Genomic DNA, 20,262 nt, shown 5'->3' with positions numbered 1-20,262 from the left:
TTCCACCCATCGGGCCCAAAGTGACCTAGAGTGGAAGTTGTCACGGCGTCCCGAGCGGAATGCCTGTGATTCCAGTAACGGGTGCAGCGCTGCACAGGAGCACGACCCAGCCGGCAGCAAGATACTAAGGGGTTCACATATGGCTCGGATTGGCGAGAGCACCGACTTGCTGAAGTGTTCTTTCTGCGGAAAGAGCCAGAAGCAGGTCCGCAAGCTCATTGCCGGGCCCGGCGTCTACATCTGCGATGAATGCATTGAGCTCTGCAACGAGATCATTGAAGAAGAACTCGCCGAAGTAGCCGACCTTGGCAGCTTCGAACTGCCCAAGCCCCGCGAAATTTTTGATTTCCTGCAGGAATACGTGATCGGCCAGGAACCCGCCAAGCGGTCCCTCGCCGTCGCCGTCTACAACCACTACAAGCGGATCCAGGCCGGCCATGCGCCCAAGAGCGGCGCCCTGGCCGAGGGCGGCCACCACGACGAGGTGGAGATCGCCAAGTCGAACATCCTGCTGATCGGCCCCACCGGTTGCGGCAAGACCTACCTGGCGCAGACACTGGCCCGGCGGTTGAACGTCCCCTTCGCGGTAGCTGACGCGACCGCGCTGACCGAAGCCGGCTACGTTGGGGAGGACGTCGAGAACATCCTCCTCAAGCTCATCCAGGCCGCCGACTACGACGTCAAGAAGGCCGAACAGGGCATCATCTACATCGACGAAATCGACAAGATTTCGCGCAAGAGCGAGAACCCCTCGATTACCCGGGATGTCTCCGGCGAAGGCGTCCAGCAGGCGCTGCTGAAGATCCTGGAAGGCACCGTCGCCTCGGTCCCGCCGCAGGGCGGACGGAAGCACCCGCACCAGGAGTTCATCCAGATCGACACCACGAATGTGCTCTTCATCGTGGCCGGTGCTTTCGCCGGGCTGGAGGAGATCATCGGGTCGCGCTCCGGGCGCAAGGGCATCGGCTTCGGCGCCCCGCTCAACGAAGCCAAGAACGACGCGGACTCCTACGGCGAGGTCATGCCCGAGGACCTGCTGAAGTTCGGCCTGATCCCGGAATTCATCGGGCGGCTGCCGGTCATCACCACGGTCTCCAACCTGGACCGCCCGGCGTTGATCCAGATCCTGTCCACGCCCAAGAACGCCCTGGTCAAGCAGTACCAGAAGATGTTCCAGCTCGACGGCGTCGAGCTGGTCTTCGAGGACGAGGCGCTTGACCTGATTGCGGACCAGGCTCTCGAACGCGGCACCGGTGCGCGCGGGTTGCGGGCCATCATGGAGGAAGTACTCCTGCCGGTGATGTTTGACCTGCCGAGCCGGGATGATGTTGCCAGCGTCGTCATCACCGAGGACGTCGTCGCCAAGAAGGCAGCGCCCACCATCATCGGCCACGACGTCAAACGCCGTAAGTCCGCCTGATCTGCACCCGCGCCGCCGTCGGATCCCCGCCAAGGGGTGCCCGCGGCGCAGACCCGCGGCCGGCCCCGGCGGCGCACGTCCACCAGAAACGTTCCAAAGGAGAACCCTGTGCCTGAAACTACGACGAATAAAGCTGACTTCTGGTTCGATCCGATGTGCCCCTTTGCCTGGGTGACGTCGCGCTGGATCTCGGAGGTGGAAGCCGTCCGCGAGCTCAAGACCGAGTGGCACGTCATGAGTCTGGCTGTCCTGAACGAAGGCCGCGACGAGCTGCCGGACGACTACAAGGAGTTCCTGGTCAAGGCGTGGGCCCCGGTGCGGGTGATCATCGCGGCTGCCGAAAAGCACGGCGACAAGTACATCAAGCCGCTCTACGATGCCATGGGCACGCGCATCCACAACGAGGGCAACAAGGACATTGAAGAGGTCATCGCGGTGTCCCTGGCCGAGGTGGGCCTGCCCGCCGAGCTCGCGGCGGCCGGGCAGGGCGACGAATTCGACGCCCCGCTGCGCGCCAGCCACGAGGCCGGTATCTCCCTGGTCGGCCAGGACGTGGGCACCCCGGTGGTCGCGTTCAACGGGACGGCGTTCTTCGGTCCCGTGCTCACCCGCATTCCCCGCGGCGAGGACGCCGGGAAACTGTGGGACGCCGCCGTGACGCTGGCCTCCTTCCCGTCCTTCTTCGAACTCAAGCGGAGCCGCACCGAGAGCCCGATCTTCAGCTGAGCTGGCGCAACACCGCGCTGCGGGGCCCCGGCAGAACTACTGTGATGTAGTTCTGCCGGGGCCCTTGCGCATCCGCAGCCGGAGGAGAAAAATTGAATGTACCAACTTCGAAAGAAGAGGGACGCAGGAACCAACGATTCAGTGACACTCATCCGACGCAGCCTTCGGCAAAGTCAGATGATGGCTACCAGTGACGAGGTAGGAAGACCTGGAAGTCCGCGGATCCTGCCAGATTGCCAAAGACGTCACGCGGCAACCGAAAGTCGAAGCCCCACCAACCGCAAAAAGCTGATGGGGCTTCCCCTTTGCCCGCCGACCCATCAGGGTAGAGCCATGAGCAGTGAGCCCATCGCCGACTACGCGCTGCTGTCTGACTGCTGGTCCGCGGCGCTGGTCAGCGCCGCCGGTTCCGTGGACTGGCTGTGTTTCCCTCGCTTCGACAGTCCCTCCATCTTTGGCCGGCTGCTGGGCGACGCCGCCGGCCACTGGTCCGTCCGGGCCGCCGGCCAACGCAAGACCGTCCGGCGCTACGTCGGCCCCTCCATGGTCCTGGAGTCGGTGCACACCACCGACGCCGGAGAACTCACCGTCACCGACGCCCTCGTGCTTGGCGCCGGCCAGCGCGGCCATGACCTCGGCCAGAACTCGCCGGGCACCCTGCTGCGCTGGCTTGCCTGTACCGCCGGGACCGTCGAGGTGCACCTGTCCTTCGCAGCCCGGCCAGGCTACGGACTGATCCGGCCGGCGCTGGAACACGTCGACGGCGGGATCCTCGTGCACGCCGGCAACGAAGAGTTGGCCCTCTCCACCCCGGTGCGCCTCGGACTCGACGGCGGCACCGCGTCCGCCGTCCTGCACCTGAGCGCCGGGGACGAACTCGGTTTTGCCCTGCACCGCCAGCGTGGACCCGGCGAAGCCGCCGTGCTCTGGAGCCAAACCGAGATGGCCCGCCGGCTCGTTGACACCGTCGAGGGCTGGACCAGCTGGTCCGCGATCCACCAGAACTACCGGGGACCCTGGCAGGACCTGGTCGCAGGAAGCGGCCGGGTCCTGCAGGCGCTGAGTTACTACCCCTCCGGAGCCATGGTGGCAGCCCCGACCACCTCGCTGCCCGAGGTCGCCGGCGGCAGCCGGAACTGGGACTACCGCTACACCTGGATCCGGGACGCAAGCATGACCCTGCAGGCGCTCTGGGTGGCTGCCTGCCCGGATGAGGCAGGGGACTTCTTCCAATTCCTCGCCACGGCGGCCGCACGCCAGCTGGCCCGGGGCGAGGAACTGCAGATCATGTACGGGATCGGCGGCGAACGGGAGCTGACCGAACGGGTGCTGGACCACCTGCCCGGCTGGCGGGACAGCGCGCCCGTGCGGATCGGCAACGGGGCCTGGAGCCAGCGGCAGCTGGACGTCTATGGCGAGCTGCTGGATGCGGCGGCAACGATGCCCGAATTCTTGGCAGGCCTGCCGCCGGAGACCCTCGGTTTCCTCGCCGACGCGGCCGACGCCGCCGTGGCCCGCTGGCAGCACCGGGACCAGGGGATCTGGGAGCTCCGGGGTGAACCGCGGCATTTCCTGTACTCGAAGCTGATGTGCTGGGTGGCGGTGGACCGGGCGATCACCCTGGCCCCGCGGTTGCAGGCAACCAGCCGGGTGCCGCGGTGGGCGGAGGCGCGGGAACAGATGGCCGCTTCCATCCTGGCGAACGGCTGGAACGAGGCCGCCGGGGCTTACACCCAGGCGTACGGGACCGAACACCTGGACGCCTCGGCCCTGATGCTCGGAATCGTGGGATTCCTGCCGGCGGACGATCCCCGGTTCCTCGCCACGGTCGATGCCATCGAGCACCGTCTCACCGACAGCCGCGGCCTGGTCTACCGCTATCACGGCGACGACGGCCTGCCGGGGGATGAGGGAACCTTCCTGCTGTGCACGTTCTGGCTCTCGCAGGCCTTGGCGCTGACCGGGCAGACGGAACGGGCACGGGCAGTCTTCGAGCGGGCCGCCGGGTTCGCCAACTCCCTGGGCCTGATGGCCGAAGAGGTCGCGCCGGACAGCCGCGAGCTGCTGGGCAACTTTCCGCAGGCCTTCAGCCACATCGGTCTGGTCAACGCTGCCTGGGCCATCAGCAAAGCGGAACGGCGGAGCGAGGACGCCTAAGGCGCCCGGCTCCGCCGTTCCGCTCCCACCCGGAAAGGTCTACCGCCAGCGGCTTACTGCTGGCCGGGCTCCTCGGCGGGTGCCAGGACCACGTCGCTGACCGCCAGCTCGCCGCCGCCGGCCACCAGCGACAGCTCACGGGCGTTGGCCGCGGCCTTCAGGTCGCCCAGCCCGGCGGTCAGCTGGGCCGTGAGCGATTCGGACGCCGTGATGGTCGCGGAGAGCACCTCGGTGCGCTGCTTGACCTTTGCCTCGGATTTGGCCTTGCGGATGCCGCCCAGTGCCGCGCCCACGGTGGCAAGCAGGGTGGTGTCGCCGTCGATCTCCACGGCGGCCGGCCACGCTGCGCGGTGCACTGAGCCGGTCCGCCACCAGCCCCAGACTTCCTCGGTGGCGAACGGTAGGAACGGCGCGAAGAGCCGCAGCAGGGTATCCAGGCTGGTGGCCAGGGCCGCCAGCACGGATGCCTGCTGGGTTTCGCCCGCGGCGCCGTAGGCACGGTCCTTGATCAGTTCCACGTAGTCGTCGGTGAAGTGCCAGAAGAAGCTCTCGGTGATCTGCAGCGCCCTGGCGTAGTCATAGGCCTCGAACGCCCTGGTGGCCTGGGTGACCACGTCGGAGAGCTGCGCCAGGACGGCGCGGTCCAGGGGATTGCTCAGGACCGAGAGGTCCGTGGTCACCACCGAGTCCTCGGTGGCGCCCAGGTTCAGCACGAACTTGGACGCGTTGAGCAGCTTGATCGCCAGGCGGCGGCCGATTTTCATCTGCGCGATCTCGTAGGCCGTGTCCGCGCCGAGCTTGGCCGACGCCGCCCAGTAGCGGACGGCGTCCGACCCGTATTCGTTGAGCACGTCGGTGGGAACGATCACGTTGCCCTTGGACTTGGACATCTTCTTGCGGTCCGGGTCCAGGATCCAGCCGGAGATCGCCGCGTGCTTCCACGGCGCCACGTCCTGCAGCGCGTCGGCGCGGACCGCAGTGGAAAACAGCCAGGTCCGGATGATGTCGTGGGCCTGCGGGCGCACGTCGAACGGGAAGACCTTGGCGAAGAGCGCCTCGTCGGTGCTCCAGCCGCCCACAATTTGCGGGGTGAGCGACGAGGTGGCCCAGGTGTCCAGGACGTCGGCGTCGCCGGTGAAGCCGCCGGGAACGTCGCGCTGGGACTCCTCGTAGCCGGGCGCGGCGTCCGCGGCCGGGTCGACCGGGAGCTGGCTGTCGGCCGGCAGCACGGGGGAGTCGTAGTCCGGGTTCCCATCGGCGTCGAGCGGGTACCAGACCGGCACCGGCACGCCGAAGAAGCGCTGCCGGGAAACCAGCCAGTCCCCGTTCAGCCCGGTGATCCAGTTTTCGTACCGGGAGCGCATGAAGGACGGGTGGAACTCGATCTGGTTGCCGCGGCCGATCAGGCGTTCGCGGCGGTCCTCGTCCCGGCCGCCGTTGCGGATGTACCACTGGCGTGAGGTGACGACTTCGAGGGGCTTGTCGCCCTTTTCGAAGAAGTTGACCGGATGCATTATTTTCTTCGGTTCGCCGTCGAGGAGGTCCGCCGCGGCGAGGAGTTCCACTACGCCTTCCTTGGCGCTGAAGACGGTCTTGCCGGCGATCTTCTCGAACGCCGCGCGCCCTTCGGCGGCGGTGATCCACTCAGGGGTCTCGCCCACGATGCGGCCGTCACGGCCCACGATGGCGCGGGTGGGCAGCTGCAGCTCCCGCCACCAGGTGACGTCGGTGAGGTCGCCGAAGGTGCAGACCATGGCGATACCCGAGCCCTTGTCCGCCTTGGCGAGCGGGTGTGCCTTGACCTCGACCTCGACGCCGAACAGCGGAGAGGTGACCTTCTTGCCGAACAGCGGCTGGTAGCGCTCGTCGTCGGGGTTGGCCACCAGCGCGGCGCACGCGGCGAGGAGCTCGGGCCGGGTGGTCTCGATGAAGATTTTCTCGCCGTCTTCGGTGAAGAAGGGGTAGCGGTAGTAGGCGCCGGCGACTTCCCGGTCCTCCAGCTCGGCCTGGGCCACCGCCGTGCGGAAGGTGACGTCCCAGAGCGTGGGGGCCTCGGCCATGTAGGCGTCGCCGGCGGCGAGGTTGGCCAGGAACGCGCGCTGCGAAATGGCCCGGGACTTGTCGTCGATGGTCCGGTACGTCAGGTCCCAGTCGACGGAGAGGCCGAGGGTCTGGAACAGGTTCTCAAAAACCTTTTCGTCCTCGACGGCCAGTTCCTCGCACAGTTCGATGAAGTTGCGCCGGGAGATGACGTCGAAGTCACGCTGGTTCTTGGCGGGCTCGGCCGGCGGGCGGTAGCCGGCGTCGTAGGGAATGGCCGGGTCGCAGCGCACGCCGTAGTAGTTCTGCACCCGACGCTCCGTGGGCAGGCCGTTGTCGTCCCAGCCCATCGGGTAGAAGACGTTCTTGCCGGTCATCCGCTGGTAGCGGGCCAGGACGTCGGTCTGGGTGTAGGAGAACATGTGTCCCACGTGCAGGGATCCGGACGCGGTGGGCGGGGGAGTGTCGATCGAGTAGACCTGCTCCCGGGTGGTGTCCCGGTTGAACTTGTAGGTCCCTTCGTCCAGCCAGCGCCGGGTGAGGGCGGACTCGAGGCCCTCGAGGGCGGGTTTGTCCGGAACGTTGATGGGGGCGGTGGTGGGCGTGTCTGTACCCTGCGTGTCTTCAGCCATGGGTCGATTCTTTCATGGCGGCCCGGTGCCCCGGCACCGCAGCGCCGCGGCGGTGCTCCCGGGCAGGTCCGGTCCGTCCGGGCCACCGTGTTTACGCGTGTGACGCAGGCAGGTACGGGTGGCCCCGATCTACTAGGGTGGTGCCATGACTGAGGGAACTGAAAACGCAGGAACTGCAACTGCAGCAACAGTAGTCAAGGCGGCCGTTGTCACCGGCGCCAGCACTGGGATCGGCGAGGCCACCGTCCGCGCCCTGCGGCAGGAAGGCTGGAAGGTCTTCGCCGTCGCCCGCCGCGCCGACCGGCTCGAGGCGCTCGCCGCTGAAACCGGCGCCGTCGCAGTGGCCGCAGACGTGACCGACGACGGCGACGTCGCCCGGCTGCTCGACGAGGTGAGCCGCGGCGGCGGCATCGATACCCTGATCAACATTGCCGGCGGGGCCCGCGGCGCGGACAACGTGGCCGACGCGCGGATCGAGGACTGGGAATGGATGTACGACGTCAACGTCCTCGGCACGCTGAAACTCATCCGGGCGTTCCTGCCGATGCTGCGTGCCGGCGGCGAGGGCACCGTCCTGAACCTGACCTCGACCGCCGGCCTCTCCGCCTATGAGGGCGGCGGCGGGTACAACGCTGCAAAGTTCGGGCAGCACGCCCTCACCGGCGCCCTGCGGCTGGAGGAAGCCGAGCACAACCTCCGCGTCATCGAGGTGGCTCCCGGCATGGTCCAGACCGAGGAGTTCGCGCTGAACCGGCTCGGCGACCCCGGCGCCGCGGACAAGGTGTACGCCGGCGTTGAGAAGCCGCTCACGGCCGCCGACGTCGCCGACGTCGTGCGGTACGCGGTCACTGCCCCGCACCACGTCAACCTGGACCAGATCGTGATCCGGCCCGTGGCGCAGGCCGCGAACTACAAAGTCATCCGGAAGAACTAGCGGCCGGCTGCGGTGCCCCGGGCCGGCTGGTGCCGCCCCGGCTCCCGGCGCACCGCACGCCGGCGTGCGGCCCACACGGCCAGCACGGTCACGGTCGCCGCGGTGGTGAGCGCCGCCGCCGCCACGAGCCCGCGCAACCCCGCTGTCCTCTCCTTCACTGCCCGGGAGAGCCCGGCCCCCGCAGGGGCGCCGATTCCGGCGCCCGCGCCGCCGTTCGCGCCGTCCGGGATGTCCCAGTCCGCGGCCGAGGGGAAGATCCCGGGCGGCAACTGCTCCTGCCGCAGTTCGCGGCGGAGCGCCAGCCTGCGCCGCACGCTCTCCTTCGGGGCGGGCACTTCGCGGTCAGCGGCCAGGGCCGAGGGAAAGTCGATGATGTACGGCTCCCCGTAGACCGCTGCCGAGGCCACCGAGTCAAGCCACGTGTTGGGTGGCGGCTTCACCCCGTGGCGGGCGAACGCTGTCAGCAGCAGCTCCCGGATCTCGGCCAGGCTCTTGCCGCGGGCCTCCCGGGTTACTTCGAAGATGGCCAACTGGAGTTTCACCCTGTCGTTGGCGCCCGGGGCCTTTGTGCCCGGGTCGTTTGCGGCCGCGTCCTCTCCGGTGCGGTCCGTCCCCACTGCTTCCTCGCCGCGCCGGTCCGCCATGCCGGGATTGGTGTTCATCGGGTGCCTTTCCGTCGGATCGTGTTCCACGTTCTGCACACGTAGATGCCGTACCAGTAAGTTCTACACACGTGGGCCGTTTTGGCTAGACCGCGGCCGGATCAACGCACCCGGTAGCGCTCGGCACCGGCGCTACGGAAGACCAGCCCGAGGCCATCAGGTAACATCAAGGTAGCAGCTACGACCCGGCAATCACCGGTGAGCTTCCGGAAGAACGCCCCGGCGCGGACAATGCCACGCCAGGGCCGGTAGAACCGGACGGGTAAGCCCGTCACAGCAGTCAACGAGCGGCCGAGCCGGTGCAGCCAGTTTCCCCCGAAGCCGAGGGAGAAGGGCGGGACCGGCGACGGTAAGTGAGGTGGTACCGCGGTGCCGGCGTTGTTGCGACAGCAGTTGTTGCGACAGCACGGGGGCCGTCCTCGCATCCTGAATGAATACCGTTGTTCACCAGCTCAACCCAGGATGTCGAGATGACCCATTACCCCAAGGCCTCAGCCGTACCGTCCGGCGCCAATTCCGCTGCCTCCGGCGTGTCCGCTTCCGTGAAGTTTCCGGAAATCGAAGAGCGCATCCTCAAGTACTGGGACCAGGACGGAACCTTCCAGGCCAGCATCGACCAGCGGGATCCCGACCTGCCCGGAGGCGAGCCGGGCAGCAACGAGTTCGTCTTCTACGACGGCCCGCCCTTCGCCAACGGGCTGCCGCACTACGGCCACCTGCTGACCGGTTACGCCAAGGACCTCGTGGCCAGGTACCAGACCCAGCGCGGCCACCGCGTGGAGCGCCGGTTCGGCTGGGACACGCACGGGCTACCCGCGGAGCTCGAGGCGATGAAGCAGCTGGGCATGACGGACAAGACCCAGATCGAAGAAATGGGCATCGACAAGTTCAACGACGCCTGCCGCGCCTCCGTGATGAAGTACGCCGACGAATGGCAGAGCTATGTCACCCGGCAGGCACGCTGGGTGGACTTCAAGAACGACTACAAGACGCTCAACGTGGAATACATGGAGTCCGTATTGTGGGCCTTCAAGCAGCTGCACGAGAAGGGCCTGACCTACAACGGCTACCGCGTGCTGCCCTACTGCTGGAAGGACGAGACGCCGCTGTCCAACCATGAACTGCGCATGGATGACGACGTCTACAAGAACCGCCAGGACCAGACCGTCACGGTGACGTTCCCGATCACGGCCGGGGACTCGGAGCTGTCCCGGCAGCTTGCCGGCGTGCAGGCGCTCGCCTGGACCACGACGCCCTGGACGCTTCCCACCAACCTGGCGCTCGCCGTCGGGCCCGCGATCAGCTACGTGGTGCTCCCGGCCGGGCCGCACGGGATCAAGGCCGCGGCCGCCGAAGCGCCGGTCACCGGCAGCTTCCTGCTCGCCGAGGACCTGCTTGGTACGTACGCCAAGGACCTGGGCTACGGCGACGGCGCCGAGGGTGTGGCCGCGGCCGAGGCAGCCGTCACCTCCCGGCACAGCGGCGCCGAACTGGAGGGCCTGGGCTACGAACCGCTCTGGGACTACTTCTCCGACGCCGAGAAGTACGGCACCCAGAACGCCTGGCGCTTCCTGGTGGCCGACTACGTCACCACCACGGACGGCACCGGCATCGTGCACCAGGCCCCCGCCTACGGCGAGGACGACCAGAAGGTCTGCGAGGAGGCGGGAATCCCCGTCGTCCTTTCCGTCGACGAAGGCGCGAAGTTCCTTCCGCTGTTCAACTCGGGTCCGCTGGCCGGCATCGCCGGCCTGCAGGTGTTCGACGCCAACAAGCCCATCACGCAGGTGCTCCGCGCCGAGGGCCGCCTGGTCCGCCAGGCCAGCTACGAACACAGCTACCCGCACTGCTGGCGCTGCCGCAACCCGCTGATCTACCGCGCCGTTTCCTCCTGGTACGTCGAGGTCACCAAGTTCAAGGACCGGATGTCCGAGCTGAACCAGGAAATCAACTGGATCCCGGGCAACGTCAAGGACGGCCAGTTCGGCAAGTGGCTCGCCAACGCCCGCGACTGGTCGATCAGCCGCAACCGCTACTGGGGCAGCCCCATCCCCGTCTGGCAGTCCAGCGACCCGGACTACCCGCGGACCGACGTCTACGGCTCACTGGCCGAGCTTGAAGCCGACTTCGGCCGGCTGCCGCTGAACAAGGCCGGCCAGGTGGACCTGCACCGGCCGTTCATCGACGAGCTCACCCGCCCCAACCCGGACGACCCGCGCACCCCCGAGGAGGGCCAGTCCGTGATGCGCCGCGTCGAGGACGTCCTGGACGTCTGGTTCGACTCCGGCTCGATGCCCTACGCCCAGGTCCACTATCCGTTCCAGAACGAGGAATGGTTCGACACGCACAACCCGGCCGACTTCATCGTCGAGTACATCGGGCAGACCCGCGGCTGGTTCTACATGCTGCACATTCTCTCCACGGCGCTGTTCGACCGCCCCGCCTTCCGCAACGTCATCAGCCACGGCATCGTGCTGGGCTCGGACGGGCAGAAAATGTCCAAGAGCCTGCGCAACTACCCGGACGTCTCGGAGGTCCTGGACCGCGACGGTTCCGACGCGATGCGCTGGTTCCTGATGGCAAGCCCGATCCTGCGCGGCGGCAACCTGGTGGTCACCGAACAGGGCATCCGGGACGGCGTCCGCCAGGTCATCCTGCCGCTGTGGAACGTCTACAGCTTCTTCACGCTCTACACGAACGCCGCTTCGGGCGGCTCGGGTTACGACGCGAAGCTGCGCTACGACGGCTACGCCGACACCCTGGACCAGTACCTGCTGGCCAACACCGGGGACCTGGTGCGGAACATGACAGCGCGGCTGGACGGCTACGACATCTCCGGGGCCTGCGACGAACTGCGCGGCTACCTGGACATGCTCACCAACTGGTACGTGCGCCGCAGCCGCCAGCGCTTCTTCGACGAGGACGCGGACGCTTTCGACGCGCTCTACACCGCGCTGGAGACCGTGTGCCGGGCCGCGGCGTCGCTGCTGCCGCTGGTCACCGAAGAGATCTGGCGCGGCCTCACCGGCGGGCGGTCCGTGCACCTGGCCGACTGGCCCGACGCCGGGCTGTTCCCGGCCAACCCGGAGCTGGTGGAAGCCATGGACCGGGTGCAGCAGATCTGCTCCACCGGATCCTCGCTGCGCAAGGCCGCGAACCTGCGGGTGCGCCTGCCGCTGCAGGAACTGACGGTGGTGGCGCCGGGCGCGGGCGCGCTGGAAGGCTTCGCCGCCGTCGTCGCCGATGAACTGAACCTGCGCTCGGTGCGCCTGCTCGACGCCGAAAGCGCCTCCCCGGAGGAATTCGGGATCGAACAGAAGCTCGTGGTGAACGCCCGGGCCGCCGGGCCCCGGCTGGGCAAGAATGTCCAGCAGGCGATCAAGGGCTCCAAGTCCGGGGACTGGTCGGTGAACGACGCGGGCGTGGTCACCGCCGGCGGCCTGGAACTGGAGCCGCAGGAATACACGCTGGAAACGGTCGTGGCTGCCGCCGCGGAAGGGGAGGCCTCCCGCGCAGCCGCCGTGCTGCCCGGCGGCGGCTTCGTGGTGCTCAACACCGAGGTGACTCCGGAACTCGAGGCCGAAGGGACCGCCCGGGACCTCGTCCGCGCCATCCAGCAGGCCCGCAAGGACGCCGGACTGCAGGTCAGCGACCGGATCCGCACCACCGTCACGGCCGCGCCGGGCACCCTGGCGGCGCTCCTGGCACACGCGGAACTGGTCAAGACCGAGACCCTGACCCTGGAACTGGCCACCGCTCCAGCCGGGCCCGATGCCACGGAACCGGCGATCAGTGTCGAAAAACTAGCCAATGAAACAGGGGCCTAAGCCATGACCGACGAATTCTCGGTGGAAAGCGTCTACGCCGAACTCCTGGGCCGGGCGCCGGAAAACAAAATGGAGCCCAGGCTCGCGCCGCTGTACCGGGCCATGGACATTCTGGGCGAGCCGAACAAGGCCTACCCGATCATCCACATCACCGGCACCAACGGCAAGACCTCCACCGCCCGGATGATCGAGGCGGGGCTGCGGGCCCACGGGCTCAGCACCGGCCGGTATACCAGCCCGCACCTGTCCAAGGTCACCGAACGGATCAGCATCGACGGCGAACCCGTTTCGGATGAGACCTTCGTCCGGATCTGGGACGAAATCCGGCCCTATCTGGACATCGTGGACACCGAGCTCACCGACGCCGGCGAGCCGCGGCTGACCTACTTCGAGTGCCTGACCATCCTGGGCTTCGCGGTCTTCGCGGACCAGCCCGTCAATGTCGCCGTGATCGAAGTGGGCCTGGGCGGCATCACCGACGCGACCAACGTCGGCGACGGCCAGGTCGCCGTCGTCACCCCCATCTCCCTGGACCACACCGACCTGCTGGGGGAGACCACCGAGGAGATCGCCTACGAAAAGGCCGGCATCATCAAGCCCGGCGGCTTCCTGATCAGCGCCGCCCAGCCCGTCGACGCCGCCCAGGTGCTGCTGGAAAAAGCCAAGGACGTCAACGTGCCGTTCCGCTTCGAAGGCGTCGAGTTCGGCGTCGAATCCCGCACCGTCGCCGTGGGCGGCCAGATGGTGAGCATCCAGGGCATCGCCGGGCGCTACCCCGACCTGCTGGTGCCGCTGCACGGGGCACACCAGGCGGAGAATGCCGCCGTCGCCGTGGCCGCGCTGGAGGCCTTCTTCGGCGCCGAAAAGCCGCTCGACGCCGAGGTGCTGCAGGAGGGTTTTGCCACGGTCACCTCGCCCGGACGCCTCGAAGTGGTCCGGACCGCGCCGAGCATCATCGTGGACGCGGCGCACAACCCCGCAGGCATCAAGGTCTCCGCCGAAGCGATCCACGAGGCCTTCAACTTCAGCAAGCTCGTGGTGGTGGTCGGCGTGCTCAAGGACAAGGACGCCGAGGAAATCCTGCGCCAGCTCAAGGAATCCCTGGGCGATCTCGCCTCCGAGTACTGCTTCACCCAGTCCAATTCACCACGCGCCGTCCCGGCCCAGGACCTTGCCGACCTGGCCGAGGACCTGGGCTTCGGCGGGGACAATATCCACGTCGCGGACAAGCTCGACGACGCCCTGGAGTGGGCCGTGGAACGGGCCGAGGCCAACGATGACCTGGCCGGCGGGGTCCTGGTCACCGGTTCCATCACGCTCGTGGCCGAGGCCCGGATCCTGCTCGGAAAGGCCCAGGCGTAACCATGGCGAAACTTACCAAGGCCCAGCGCGAATGGCGCCCGGGCATGCCCAAGAAGCGGCGTTCCACCAAGGTCATGTTTGCCTCCACGGTGCTGCTGTTGGAGGCCTTCGTGGCGCTCTTCGGGACCCTGGCGGTGTTCGGACTGCGCCGCGGCGAGCTGCCGCCGCTGCTGGTGTTCGGCGTCGGCATCGGCCTGAGCGTGGTGCTGGTGGCTACCTGCGCTGTTCTCTCGAAGCCGTGGGGCGTCGCCCTGGGCTGGATCCTGCAACTGCTGCTGATCCTCACCGGTCTCGTGGAGCCGACCATGTACCTGGTGGGCGGGCTGTTCGCGATCACCTGGTGGTACGGCATCCGGACCGGGATCCGGATCGACCGCGAAGCCGGCCAGCGTGAACGCGAGCAGGCGGCCTGGGAGGCCGCGAACCCCGATGCCCCCAGCAATTAGACTTGTCCCCAACCCCACCCCAACCCTTAGGAGCAGCTGTGAGTACTGAGCGCACCCTCGTCCTGATCAAGCCCGACGGCGTCGCCCGCAACCTGACCGGCAGCATCATCGCCCGGATCGAAGCCAAGGGCTACACCCTGGCCGAGCTGAAAAAGGTCGACGCGACCCGCGAACTCCTGGAGCAGCACTACGAGGAACACGTCGGCAAGCCGTTCTACGAACCGCTGGTCGAGTTCATGCTCAGTGGTCCGGTGGTGGCCGCGATCTTCGAGGGCCACCGGGTCATCGAGGGCTTCCGTTCCCTCGCCGGCACCACGGACCCGACGACGGCGGCGCCCGGCACCATCCGCGGCGACTTCGGCCGTGACTGGGGCGTAAAGGTCCAGCAGAACCTGGTCCACGGTTCAGATTCACCCGAGTCCGCGGAGCGCGAGATCAAGATCTGGTTCTAGGGACCGCATCCCTCGCACCTTCGCACCTTCGCACCTTCGCACCGAGGTGACAGGTAAGGCCAATGTTCGACTCGAACATTGGCCTTACCTGTCACCTCGCGGCGTCGCCCGGGTCAGTAGCCTGACGTTCCGATGAAGACCTGGATGAAGGCGAAGAAAATGGTGGCGACCACGGCGACGTAGAGCAGCGCCGTCACGATCCAGCCGGCGTCGCCGATGATCCGCGCGGCCCCCGCAGGCATCGGGATGACGCCGTGGCTGATGTTGCGCACGGTCACCCAGACGAACAGCGGAATCATCACGGCCCAGACAATCATGCAGAACGGGCACAGGATGTGGATCGAGTACAGAGCCTGCGACCAGAGCCAGACCACGAAGGCAAAGCCCAGCGTGACGCCGGCCTGGAGCCCGAGCCAGTACCAGCGGGCGAAGCGGGCCCCGGCGAGCATGGCCATGCCGGCGGTGAGGGTGACGGCGAAGGCGACGATGCCGATGAACATGTTGGGGAAGCCAAAGACGGAGCTCTGCCAGGTCTGCATCACCTGCCCGCAGGAGATCCACGGGTTGACGTCGCAGACCGTGGTGTGGCCGGGGTCCTTGAGGACCTCCAGCTTCTCCAGCACGAGAGTCCCGGAGGCAAGCCAGCCGACGACGCTGGTGATCACCAACAGCCAGGCGAACGGGCGGTCACGCGTCATGGCGGGAAGGGGACGCTCCGCGCCGGACGCGCCGGTGCCGCGCTCGGGGACGCGTACGTCGCCGGGGGCGGGGGAGATGCTGGGCATGGGAATTCAGTCCTTCGCGTCGGGTGCTCTTGGGCTGATTCTAACTCTGCCGGCTGAAGGAAGCCGCGGACCCGTCCGCATCGGGCCTGGGGTTGACCCGCTGCGCGGCATGGATGCCTTGCCTAGCACGGCTTGGCCTTGGCGCTGCGCGACAACTTGGCGCTGGTTCGCCGGTTGGGTCGGGCGGTCTGTCGGGCGCGGCCGGAGACGGGACATGCCCAGTGCTGTTGTCGGCGGATGGGCATATTGGGGTTGTGCCCGCTGCTGCGCTCGGCGAATGGACATGTCCTCCTGGGCGGGGCGGTTGGTTTCCCGACTGCGGTGCCATGAGAGTGGCCGGAGACGGGACATGCCCGGTGCTGTAGTCGGCGGATGGGCATATTGGGGTTGTGCCCGCTGCTGCGCGTGGCGAATGGGCATGTCCTCCCTGGGCGGATGGGCATGTCCTCCGGGGCGGGGCGGGGCGGGGCGGTTGGTTCCTGGCTGAGTGGCGGCCTGCTTGTCGGCGCAAGGCGGGGATGGCTCCGGCACGGCTCGTGTTCTCTGTGGGAGCGTCCACAAGTCTGCCGGCCCGCCTAGGCCTGCTTTTGCGGCTCCTGTGAGACAATGATCCTGGCTGGGACCCGATCCACATTCGGGTTTCGGTCCGGCGACTTTGACTTCAAGACCGCCAATGAAGAGCAGGGCTTACTTCGGATCCTTCGATCCGGCCTATCCCGCAATGCCATTGGACGGCACCTGGTTGTGACGTACAGAGCAACGGGTTCAGCGCAATCTCGCCGGCCTTCCAGGGCTGCCGCACCCCACTGCCGGTGCGAACCTGGAGGTACCCAATTGACTTCTGTCAATGCCCGCGGGTGTTGACAACAATGTGCCCCCTCGGGCGCCGGATGTGGCGGCGCATCAGGGCAGGAGTGTTGCCACATATGGACAATGACCAGCAACTAGCAGCTACCACTGATAACGAAGCGGTGGCAGCACCAGAAGCTTCACCGGCAGCAGAAGCGCCCAAGAAGACCACCCGGACCCGCCGTAAGGCAGTGGCCAAGCCGGAGGCCGCCGCGCCGGACGGCGACGCCGGTGTCCAGGAGGCAACCGCCGCACCCGACGCGCCGGACGCCGAGACTCCAGCTGTGGTGAAAGCACCCGCCCGCCGGAGCCGCGCCCGCAAGATCATCCCAGCGGACGCAGACACCGCCGCCAGCCCCAGCGACGAAGCCCCGGTAGCGGAGGCACCGGCCGAGGTTGCCGCAGAAGCGCCGCAGAAGCCGGTCCGCCGTCGGGCTTCCCGCGCCAGGACCGCCCCGGCAGCACCGGACGCCACCACGGTTCCCGCCCCGGCGGACGCCATGCAGGCTGACGCCGCCCAGGCGGACGCCACGAAGGCCGACTCCATTGCTCCGACAGCTACCACCACCCCAACGGCCGAACCCGCTGAAGCCGCGGAACCGGTGGCCAGCGAAACCGCCGAAGTGGACGTTCCCTCGCTCTTCCTGGCCCCGGGTGCTGCCACCTCGGTGATTTTCCAGGCCCCGGACCTCAGCACCGTCGTCCGCCCCGTGCCGGCCGCGACCGCCGCCGCCACTGGCGAGAGCACCGACGAGGACGAGGACGAAGACGGCGATGATGCCGGAAACCACCGCCGCCGCCGCAGCCGCGGGCGCCGTGGCCGCAGCCGCACCTCCGGTGATGACAGCAACGACTCGGACGACGACACCGACGCCGGCGACGAGGCCGGCGAAACCTCCGAGGAGAACCACGAGGACGGCGTCACCTCGCGCCGCCGGCGCCGGCGCCGCCGCGGCGAACAGGACCTCGAACTGACCGGCGGCGGGGACGACGACCCGCCCAACACGGTGACCCGCGTCCGGGCACCGCGTGCGGCCGCCGAAACCCCGGTCAACAACCGCGTCACCTCCCTCAAGGGCTCCACCCGGCTGGAGGCCAAGAAGCAGCGCCGCCGCGAATCCCGCGACACCGGCCGGCGCCGCACCGTCATCACCGAGGCCGAGTTCCTGGCCCGGCGCGAGTCCGTGGACCGCCAGATGATCGTGCGGCAGCGCGATGACAGAATCCAGATCGGCGTCCTTGAGGACGGCGTGCTGGCCGAGCACTTTGTGTCCAATACCCAGCAGGACTCCCTGATCGGCAACGTCTACCTGGGCAAGGTCCAGAACGTGCTGCCGTCCATGGAAGCCGCCTTCGTCGACATCGGCCGCGGCCGGAACGCCGTCCTGTACGCCGGCGAAGTCAACTGGGAAGCGGTCAACCTCGAAGGCAAGCAGCGCCGGATCGAAAACGCGCTCAAGTCCGGCGACTCAGTCTTGGTCCAGGTCACCAAGGACCCGGTGGGCCACAAGGGCGCCCGCCTGACCAGCCAGATCTCGCTGCCGGGCCGCTACCTCGTGTACGTCCCCGGCGGCTCGATGACCGGCATCTCCCGGAAGCTGCCCGACGTCGAACGCAACCGGCTCAAGCGGATCCTCAAGGACCGCCTGCCCGAGGATGCCGGCGTCATTGTCCGCACCGCTGCCGAAGGCGCGTCCGAAGAAGAGCTGACCCACGACATCAACCGGCTGCGCGCCCAGTGGGAGGGCATTGAAAGCCAGTCCACGTCCTCCAAGCTCCTCGCCCCCGAACTGCTCTACGGCGAACCGGACCTGACCATCAAGGTGGTCCGCGACGTCTTCAACGAGGACTTCTCCAAGCTGATCGTCTCCGGCGAGGAAGCGTGGGACACGATCGAGGCCTACGTCACGTACGTGGCCCCGGATCTGGTGGGCCGGCTGGAGAAGTGGACCAAGGACACGGATATCTTCGCGGCCTGGCGCATCGACGAGCAGATCCACAAGGCGCTGGACCGCAAGGTCTTCCTGCCCTCGGGCGGTTCCCTGGTGATCGACCGTACCGAGGCGATGACCGTGGTGGACGTCAACACCGGCAAGTTCACCGGCAGCGGCGGCAACCTCGAGGAAACCGTCACCAAGAACAACCTGGAAGCAGCCGAAGAAGTCGTCCGGCAGCTGCGGCTGCGGGACATTGGCGGCATCATCGTGATCGACTTCATCGACATGGTGCTCGAGTCCAACCGCGACCTCGTGCTGCGCCGCATGGTGGAGTGCCTGGGCCGGGACCGGACCAAGCACCAGGTCGCCGAGGTGACCTCGCTCGGCCTCGTGCAGATGACCCGAAAGCGGATGGGAACGGGGCTGCTGGAGGTCTTCGGCGAACAATGCGAGGCGTGCGCCGGCCGCGGCGTCGTCACCCACGACGAGCCGGTCGAACACCGCCGTGCCAACACCGTCGCCGCGGAGCACCACGTGCCGCGGACCGAGCACCAGCCTGCTGCCCGCACTGAGCGCAAGCGCCGTCGCGGCAAGGGCGGCCAGGGTAACGGCGAATCGATGCTGCCCGCACCCGTGGCGGCCCACAGCGAGCCCAGTGAGGCCGAACGCCACGCCAAGGCCGAGGCGACCCGTGCGGCCCTGGCCAACATCGCGGCAGCCGCGCACGCCGCGCACCTGCACGACGGGGAGGCAACCGCCGCGCCCGACGCCGAAACCCGCCAGGCCGCGATGGACGCTGCGGTGGAACTCGCCTCCACGGAGGAAGCAGCCGGCCGTCCCGCGGCGGTGCTGACCTTCGGCGGCGAGCAGGTGGCCCTTCCGTTTGTTGAACACGCCGAGGAAGCGCAGCAGCCTGCGTTGACTTTGGACCTGCTGACCGAAGCGTTCGCGCACCTCGGTGACGCTCCCGCGGGCGGCCCGGCCGGCAGCACACCCGCGCCTGCAGCCGCACCGCCGGTGGCCGACTCCGCCGGACCAGCTAACGCCGAACCGGCTCCCGCCGAACCAACAGCCGCCGAACCCGCCGCCCCGTCCCGCGGTACCCGCGGCAGGGGACGCGCCCGGACGGCCCGGATCCAGCCGCCCAGCGGCCGGACCCGCGAAGCCGTGGCCCCGGCTGCCGGCGAAACCCCGCAGGCCCCCGCCCGCCAGCCCCAGAGGCAGCCCCAGGGCCAGCCCCAGGGGCAGCGGCAGGGGAGCGCGCGGACAGCGGAACCGGTGGCCGCAGTGCCTGCAGCGCAGCCGCAGCAGACCAAGTCACCGGCTGAGGCCGAACCGGCCAGCGGAACCCGGCGGGTGCGCCGGAACCGGAGCGCCAGCCGCGCCCAGGGCGCCGCCAACGCCACCTCGGTGGAGCAACGCGCCGCCACGCCGTCGTCCGCCGCCGGTTCCGTCCATGAGGCCAAGGCACCCGAGCCGACGAAGGCGGCCGCCAAGCCGGCCGCCAACGAACCGCTCATCCTCGGCGTCGGCGTCCCCGCGTCGGAGTTGTAGGCCGCCCCAGCTCCACCGCTTGCGGGTCCCTGCCTGGAAAGGCGCCGAACGAGGCGTCGAACCAGGTAGGGGCCCGCGTGCCGGTTAAACCGCGTGCCGGTTAAACCGCGTGCCGGTTAAACCGCGTGCCGGTTAAACCGCGCGCCGGTTAAGCCGCGCGCCGGATAAACCCGGGCAACCCAGGTGCGACGCGCCGAAGACGGACCTTAGCCGCAAAGCTGTCCGGTACGGGTAAGATCGTGAGGCGCGGTTCCGGAAGTCACTGCGGCTCCACAACGCAGGCCCCCAGGGGCTTGGTGTGTTGCCTGTCACGTACTGCCCGCCGGGACCAGCCTCGTTTGCGGCCGAAGGCGAAATTAGCGTAGTCTTGATCTTCGGTGCTTACGCCAACACTTGGGTTATGACCTTGAGGAACAGTCCATCCGGATCTCGGACGGGACTTTCCGGGGGTTAGCTCATGGGTTCCCCCGGGGAACCCG

The 20,262-nt window shown here is 68.1% G+C and carries 12 protein-coding genes; 9 read left to right on the top strand and 3 right to left on the bottom strand.

The window, feature by feature from the left end; all coding sequences use genetic code 11:
* Window positions 1–139: 139 nt before the first annotated feature.
* The 3 genes from clpX to AC3ANP_RS15530 all read left to right on the top strand — a co-directional run bounded on the left by clpX (window position 140) and on the right by AC3ANP_RS15530 (window position 4,303).
* Window positions 140–1,420 carry an ATP-dependent Clp protease ATP-binding subunit ClpX gene (clpX, locus tag AC3ANP_RS15540; RefSeq protein ID WP_488331032.1) on the top strand — a complete coding sequence of 427 codons (1,281 nt, stop codon included), beginning with the start codon at window positions 140–142 and terminating at the stop codon, window positions 1,418–1,420.
* Window positions 1,421–1,528: 108 nt separating this feature from the next.
* The gene (locus AC3ANP_RS15535) at window positions 1,529–2,146 is read left to right on the top strand and encodes a mycothiol-dependent nitroreductase Rv2466c family protein (protein WP_488331031.1); all 618 of its coding nucleotides are present in this window, start codon (window positions 1,529–1,531) and stop codon (window positions 2,144–2,146) included.
* Window positions 2,147–2,479: 333 nt separating this feature from the next.
* Window positions 2,480–4,303, top strand: a complete 1,824-nt coding sequence (locus AC3ANP_RS15530) for a glycoside hydrolase family 15 protein (protein ID WP_488331030.1) — start codon at window positions 2,480–2,482, stop codon at window positions 4,301–4,303.
* A 53-nt stretch (window positions 4,304–4,356) separates the two neighbouring features.
* On the opposite strand, the gene valS is transcribed toward AC3ANP_RS15530, so the two are convergent.
* Window positions 4,357–6,975 (bottom strand): valine--tRNA ligase, encoded by a 2,619-nt coding sequence (gene valS, locus AC3ANP_RS15525; RefSeq protein WP_488331029.1) that lies wholly within the window; start codon window positions 6,973–6,975, stop codon window positions 4,357–4,359.
* A gap of 145 nt (window positions 6,976–7,120) precedes the next feature.
* Here valS and AC3ANP_RS15520 point away from each other — a divergent pair, with 145 nt between their 5' ends.
* Entirely contained in the window at window positions 7,121–7,909 is a 789-nt protein-coding gene (locus AC3ANP_RS15520) for an SDR family oxidoreductase (RefSeq protein WP_488331028.1), read from the top strand.
* Here AC3ANP_RS15520 and AC3ANP_RS15515 read toward each other — a convergent pair.
* Entirely contained in the window at window positions 7,906–8,571 is a 666-nt protein-coding gene (locus AC3ANP_RS15515; protein ID WP_488331027.1) for a hypothetical protein, read from the bottom strand. The genes AC3ANP_RS15520 and AC3ANP_RS15515 overlap by 4 nt on opposite strands.
* A 470-nt stretch (window positions 8,572–9,041) precedes the next feature.
* On the opposite strand from AC3ANP_RS15515, the gene ileS reads away from it, so the two are divergent.
* The 4 genes from ileS to ndk are packed head-to-tail and all read left to right on the top strand — an operon-like array spanning window position 9,042 to window position 14,658.
* The gene (gene ileS / locus AC3ANP_RS15510; protein ID WP_488331026.1) at window positions 9,042–12,398 is read left to right on the top strand and encodes an isoleucine--tRNA ligase; all 3,357 of its coding nucleotides are present in this window, start codon (window positions 9,042–9,044) and stop codon (window positions 12,396–12,398) included.
* Between the two features lie 3 nt (window positions 12,399–12,401).
* Window positions 12,402–13,760, top strand: a complete 1,359-nt coding sequence (locus AC3ANP_RS15505) for a bifunctional folylpolyglutamate synthase/dihydrofolate synthase (protein WP_488331025.1) — start codon at window positions 12,402–12,404, stop codon at window positions 13,758–13,760.
* Window positions 13,761–13,762: 2 nt separating this feature from the next.
* A complete protein-coding gene (locus tag AC3ANP_RS15500; RefSeq protein WP_488331024.1) occupies window positions 13,763–14,206 on the top strand; it encodes a DUF4233 domain-containing protein in 444 nt (147 codons plus the stop codon).
* 38 nt (window positions 14,207–14,244) lie between these two features.
* Complete coding sequence (gene ndk, locus AC3ANP_RS15495) at window positions 14,245–14,658, top strand: nucleoside-diphosphate kinase (RefSeq protein WP_488331023.1); 414 nt, start codon at window positions 14,245–14,247, stop codon at window positions 14,656–14,658.
* A 113-nt stretch (window positions 14,659–14,771) separates the two neighbouring features.
* Here ndk and AC3ANP_RS15490 read toward each other — a convergent pair whose 3' ends face one another.
* Window positions 14,772–15,443, bottom strand: a complete 672-nt coding sequence (locus tag AC3ANP_RS15490) for a vitamin K epoxide reductase family protein (RefSeq protein ID WP_488331022.1) — start codon at window positions 15,441–15,443, stop codon at window positions 14,772–14,774.
* Between the two features lie 926 nt (window positions 15,444–16,369).
* On the opposite strand from AC3ANP_RS15490, the gene AC3ANP_RS15485 reads away from it, so the two are divergent.
* Entirely contained in the window at window positions 16,370–19,783 is a 3,414-nt protein-coding gene (locus AC3ANP_RS15485) for an Rne/Rng family ribonuclease (RefSeq protein WP_488331021.1), read from the top strand.
* Window positions 19,784–20,262 lie beyond the last annotated feature (479 nt).

The sequence above is a fragment of the Arthrobacter sp. JB02-1C genome (assembly GCF_057748045.1).
This window is presented reverse-complemented; position numbering and strand designations above follow the sequence as displayed.

What these genes read in the sequence shown, in the direction of transcription:
- ileS (WP_488331026.1), top strand. Translation starts at nt 9,042, where the DNA reads ATGACCCATTACCCCAAGGCCTCAGCCGTACCGTCCGGCGCCAATTCC.
- AC3ANP_RS15490 (WP_488331022.1), bottom strand. Translation starts at nt 15,443, where the DNA reads ATGCCCAGCATCTCCCCCGCCCCCGGCGACGTACGCGTCCCCGAGCGC.
- AC3ANP_RS15505 (WP_488331025.1), top strand. Translation starts at nt 12,402, where the DNA reads ATGACCGACGAATTCTCGGTGGAAAGCGTCTACGCCGAACTCCTGGGC.
- clpX (WP_488331032.1), top strand. Translation starts at nt 140, where the DNA reads ATGGCTCGGATTGGCGAGAGCACCGACTTGCTGAAGTGTTCTTTCTGC.
- AC3ANP_RS15500 (WP_488331024.1), top strand. Translation starts at nt 13,763, where the DNA reads ATGGCGAAACTTACCAAGGCCCAGCGCGAATGGCGCCCGGGCATGCCC.
- AC3ANP_RS15515 (WP_488331027.1), bottom strand. Translation starts at nt 8,571, where the DNA reads ATGAACACCAATCCCGGCATGGCGGACCGGCGCGGCGAGGAAGCAGTG.
- AC3ANP_RS15530 (WP_488331030.1), top strand. Translation starts at nt 2,480, where the DNA reads ATGAGCAGTGAGCCCATCGCCGACTACGCGCTGCTGTCTGACTGCTGG.
- AC3ANP_RS15485 (WP_488331021.1), top strand. Translation starts at nt 16,370, where the DNA reads ATGGACAATGACCAGCAACTAGCAGCTACCACTGATAACGAAGCGGTG.
- valS (WP_488331029.1), bottom strand. Translation starts at nt 6,975, where the DNA reads ATGGCTGAAGACACGCAGGGTACAGACACGCCCACCACCGCCCCCATC.
- AC3ANP_RS15520 (WP_488331028.1), top strand. Translation starts at nt 7,121, where the DNA reads ATGACTGAGGGAACTGAAAACGCAGGAACTGCAACTGCAGCAACAGTA.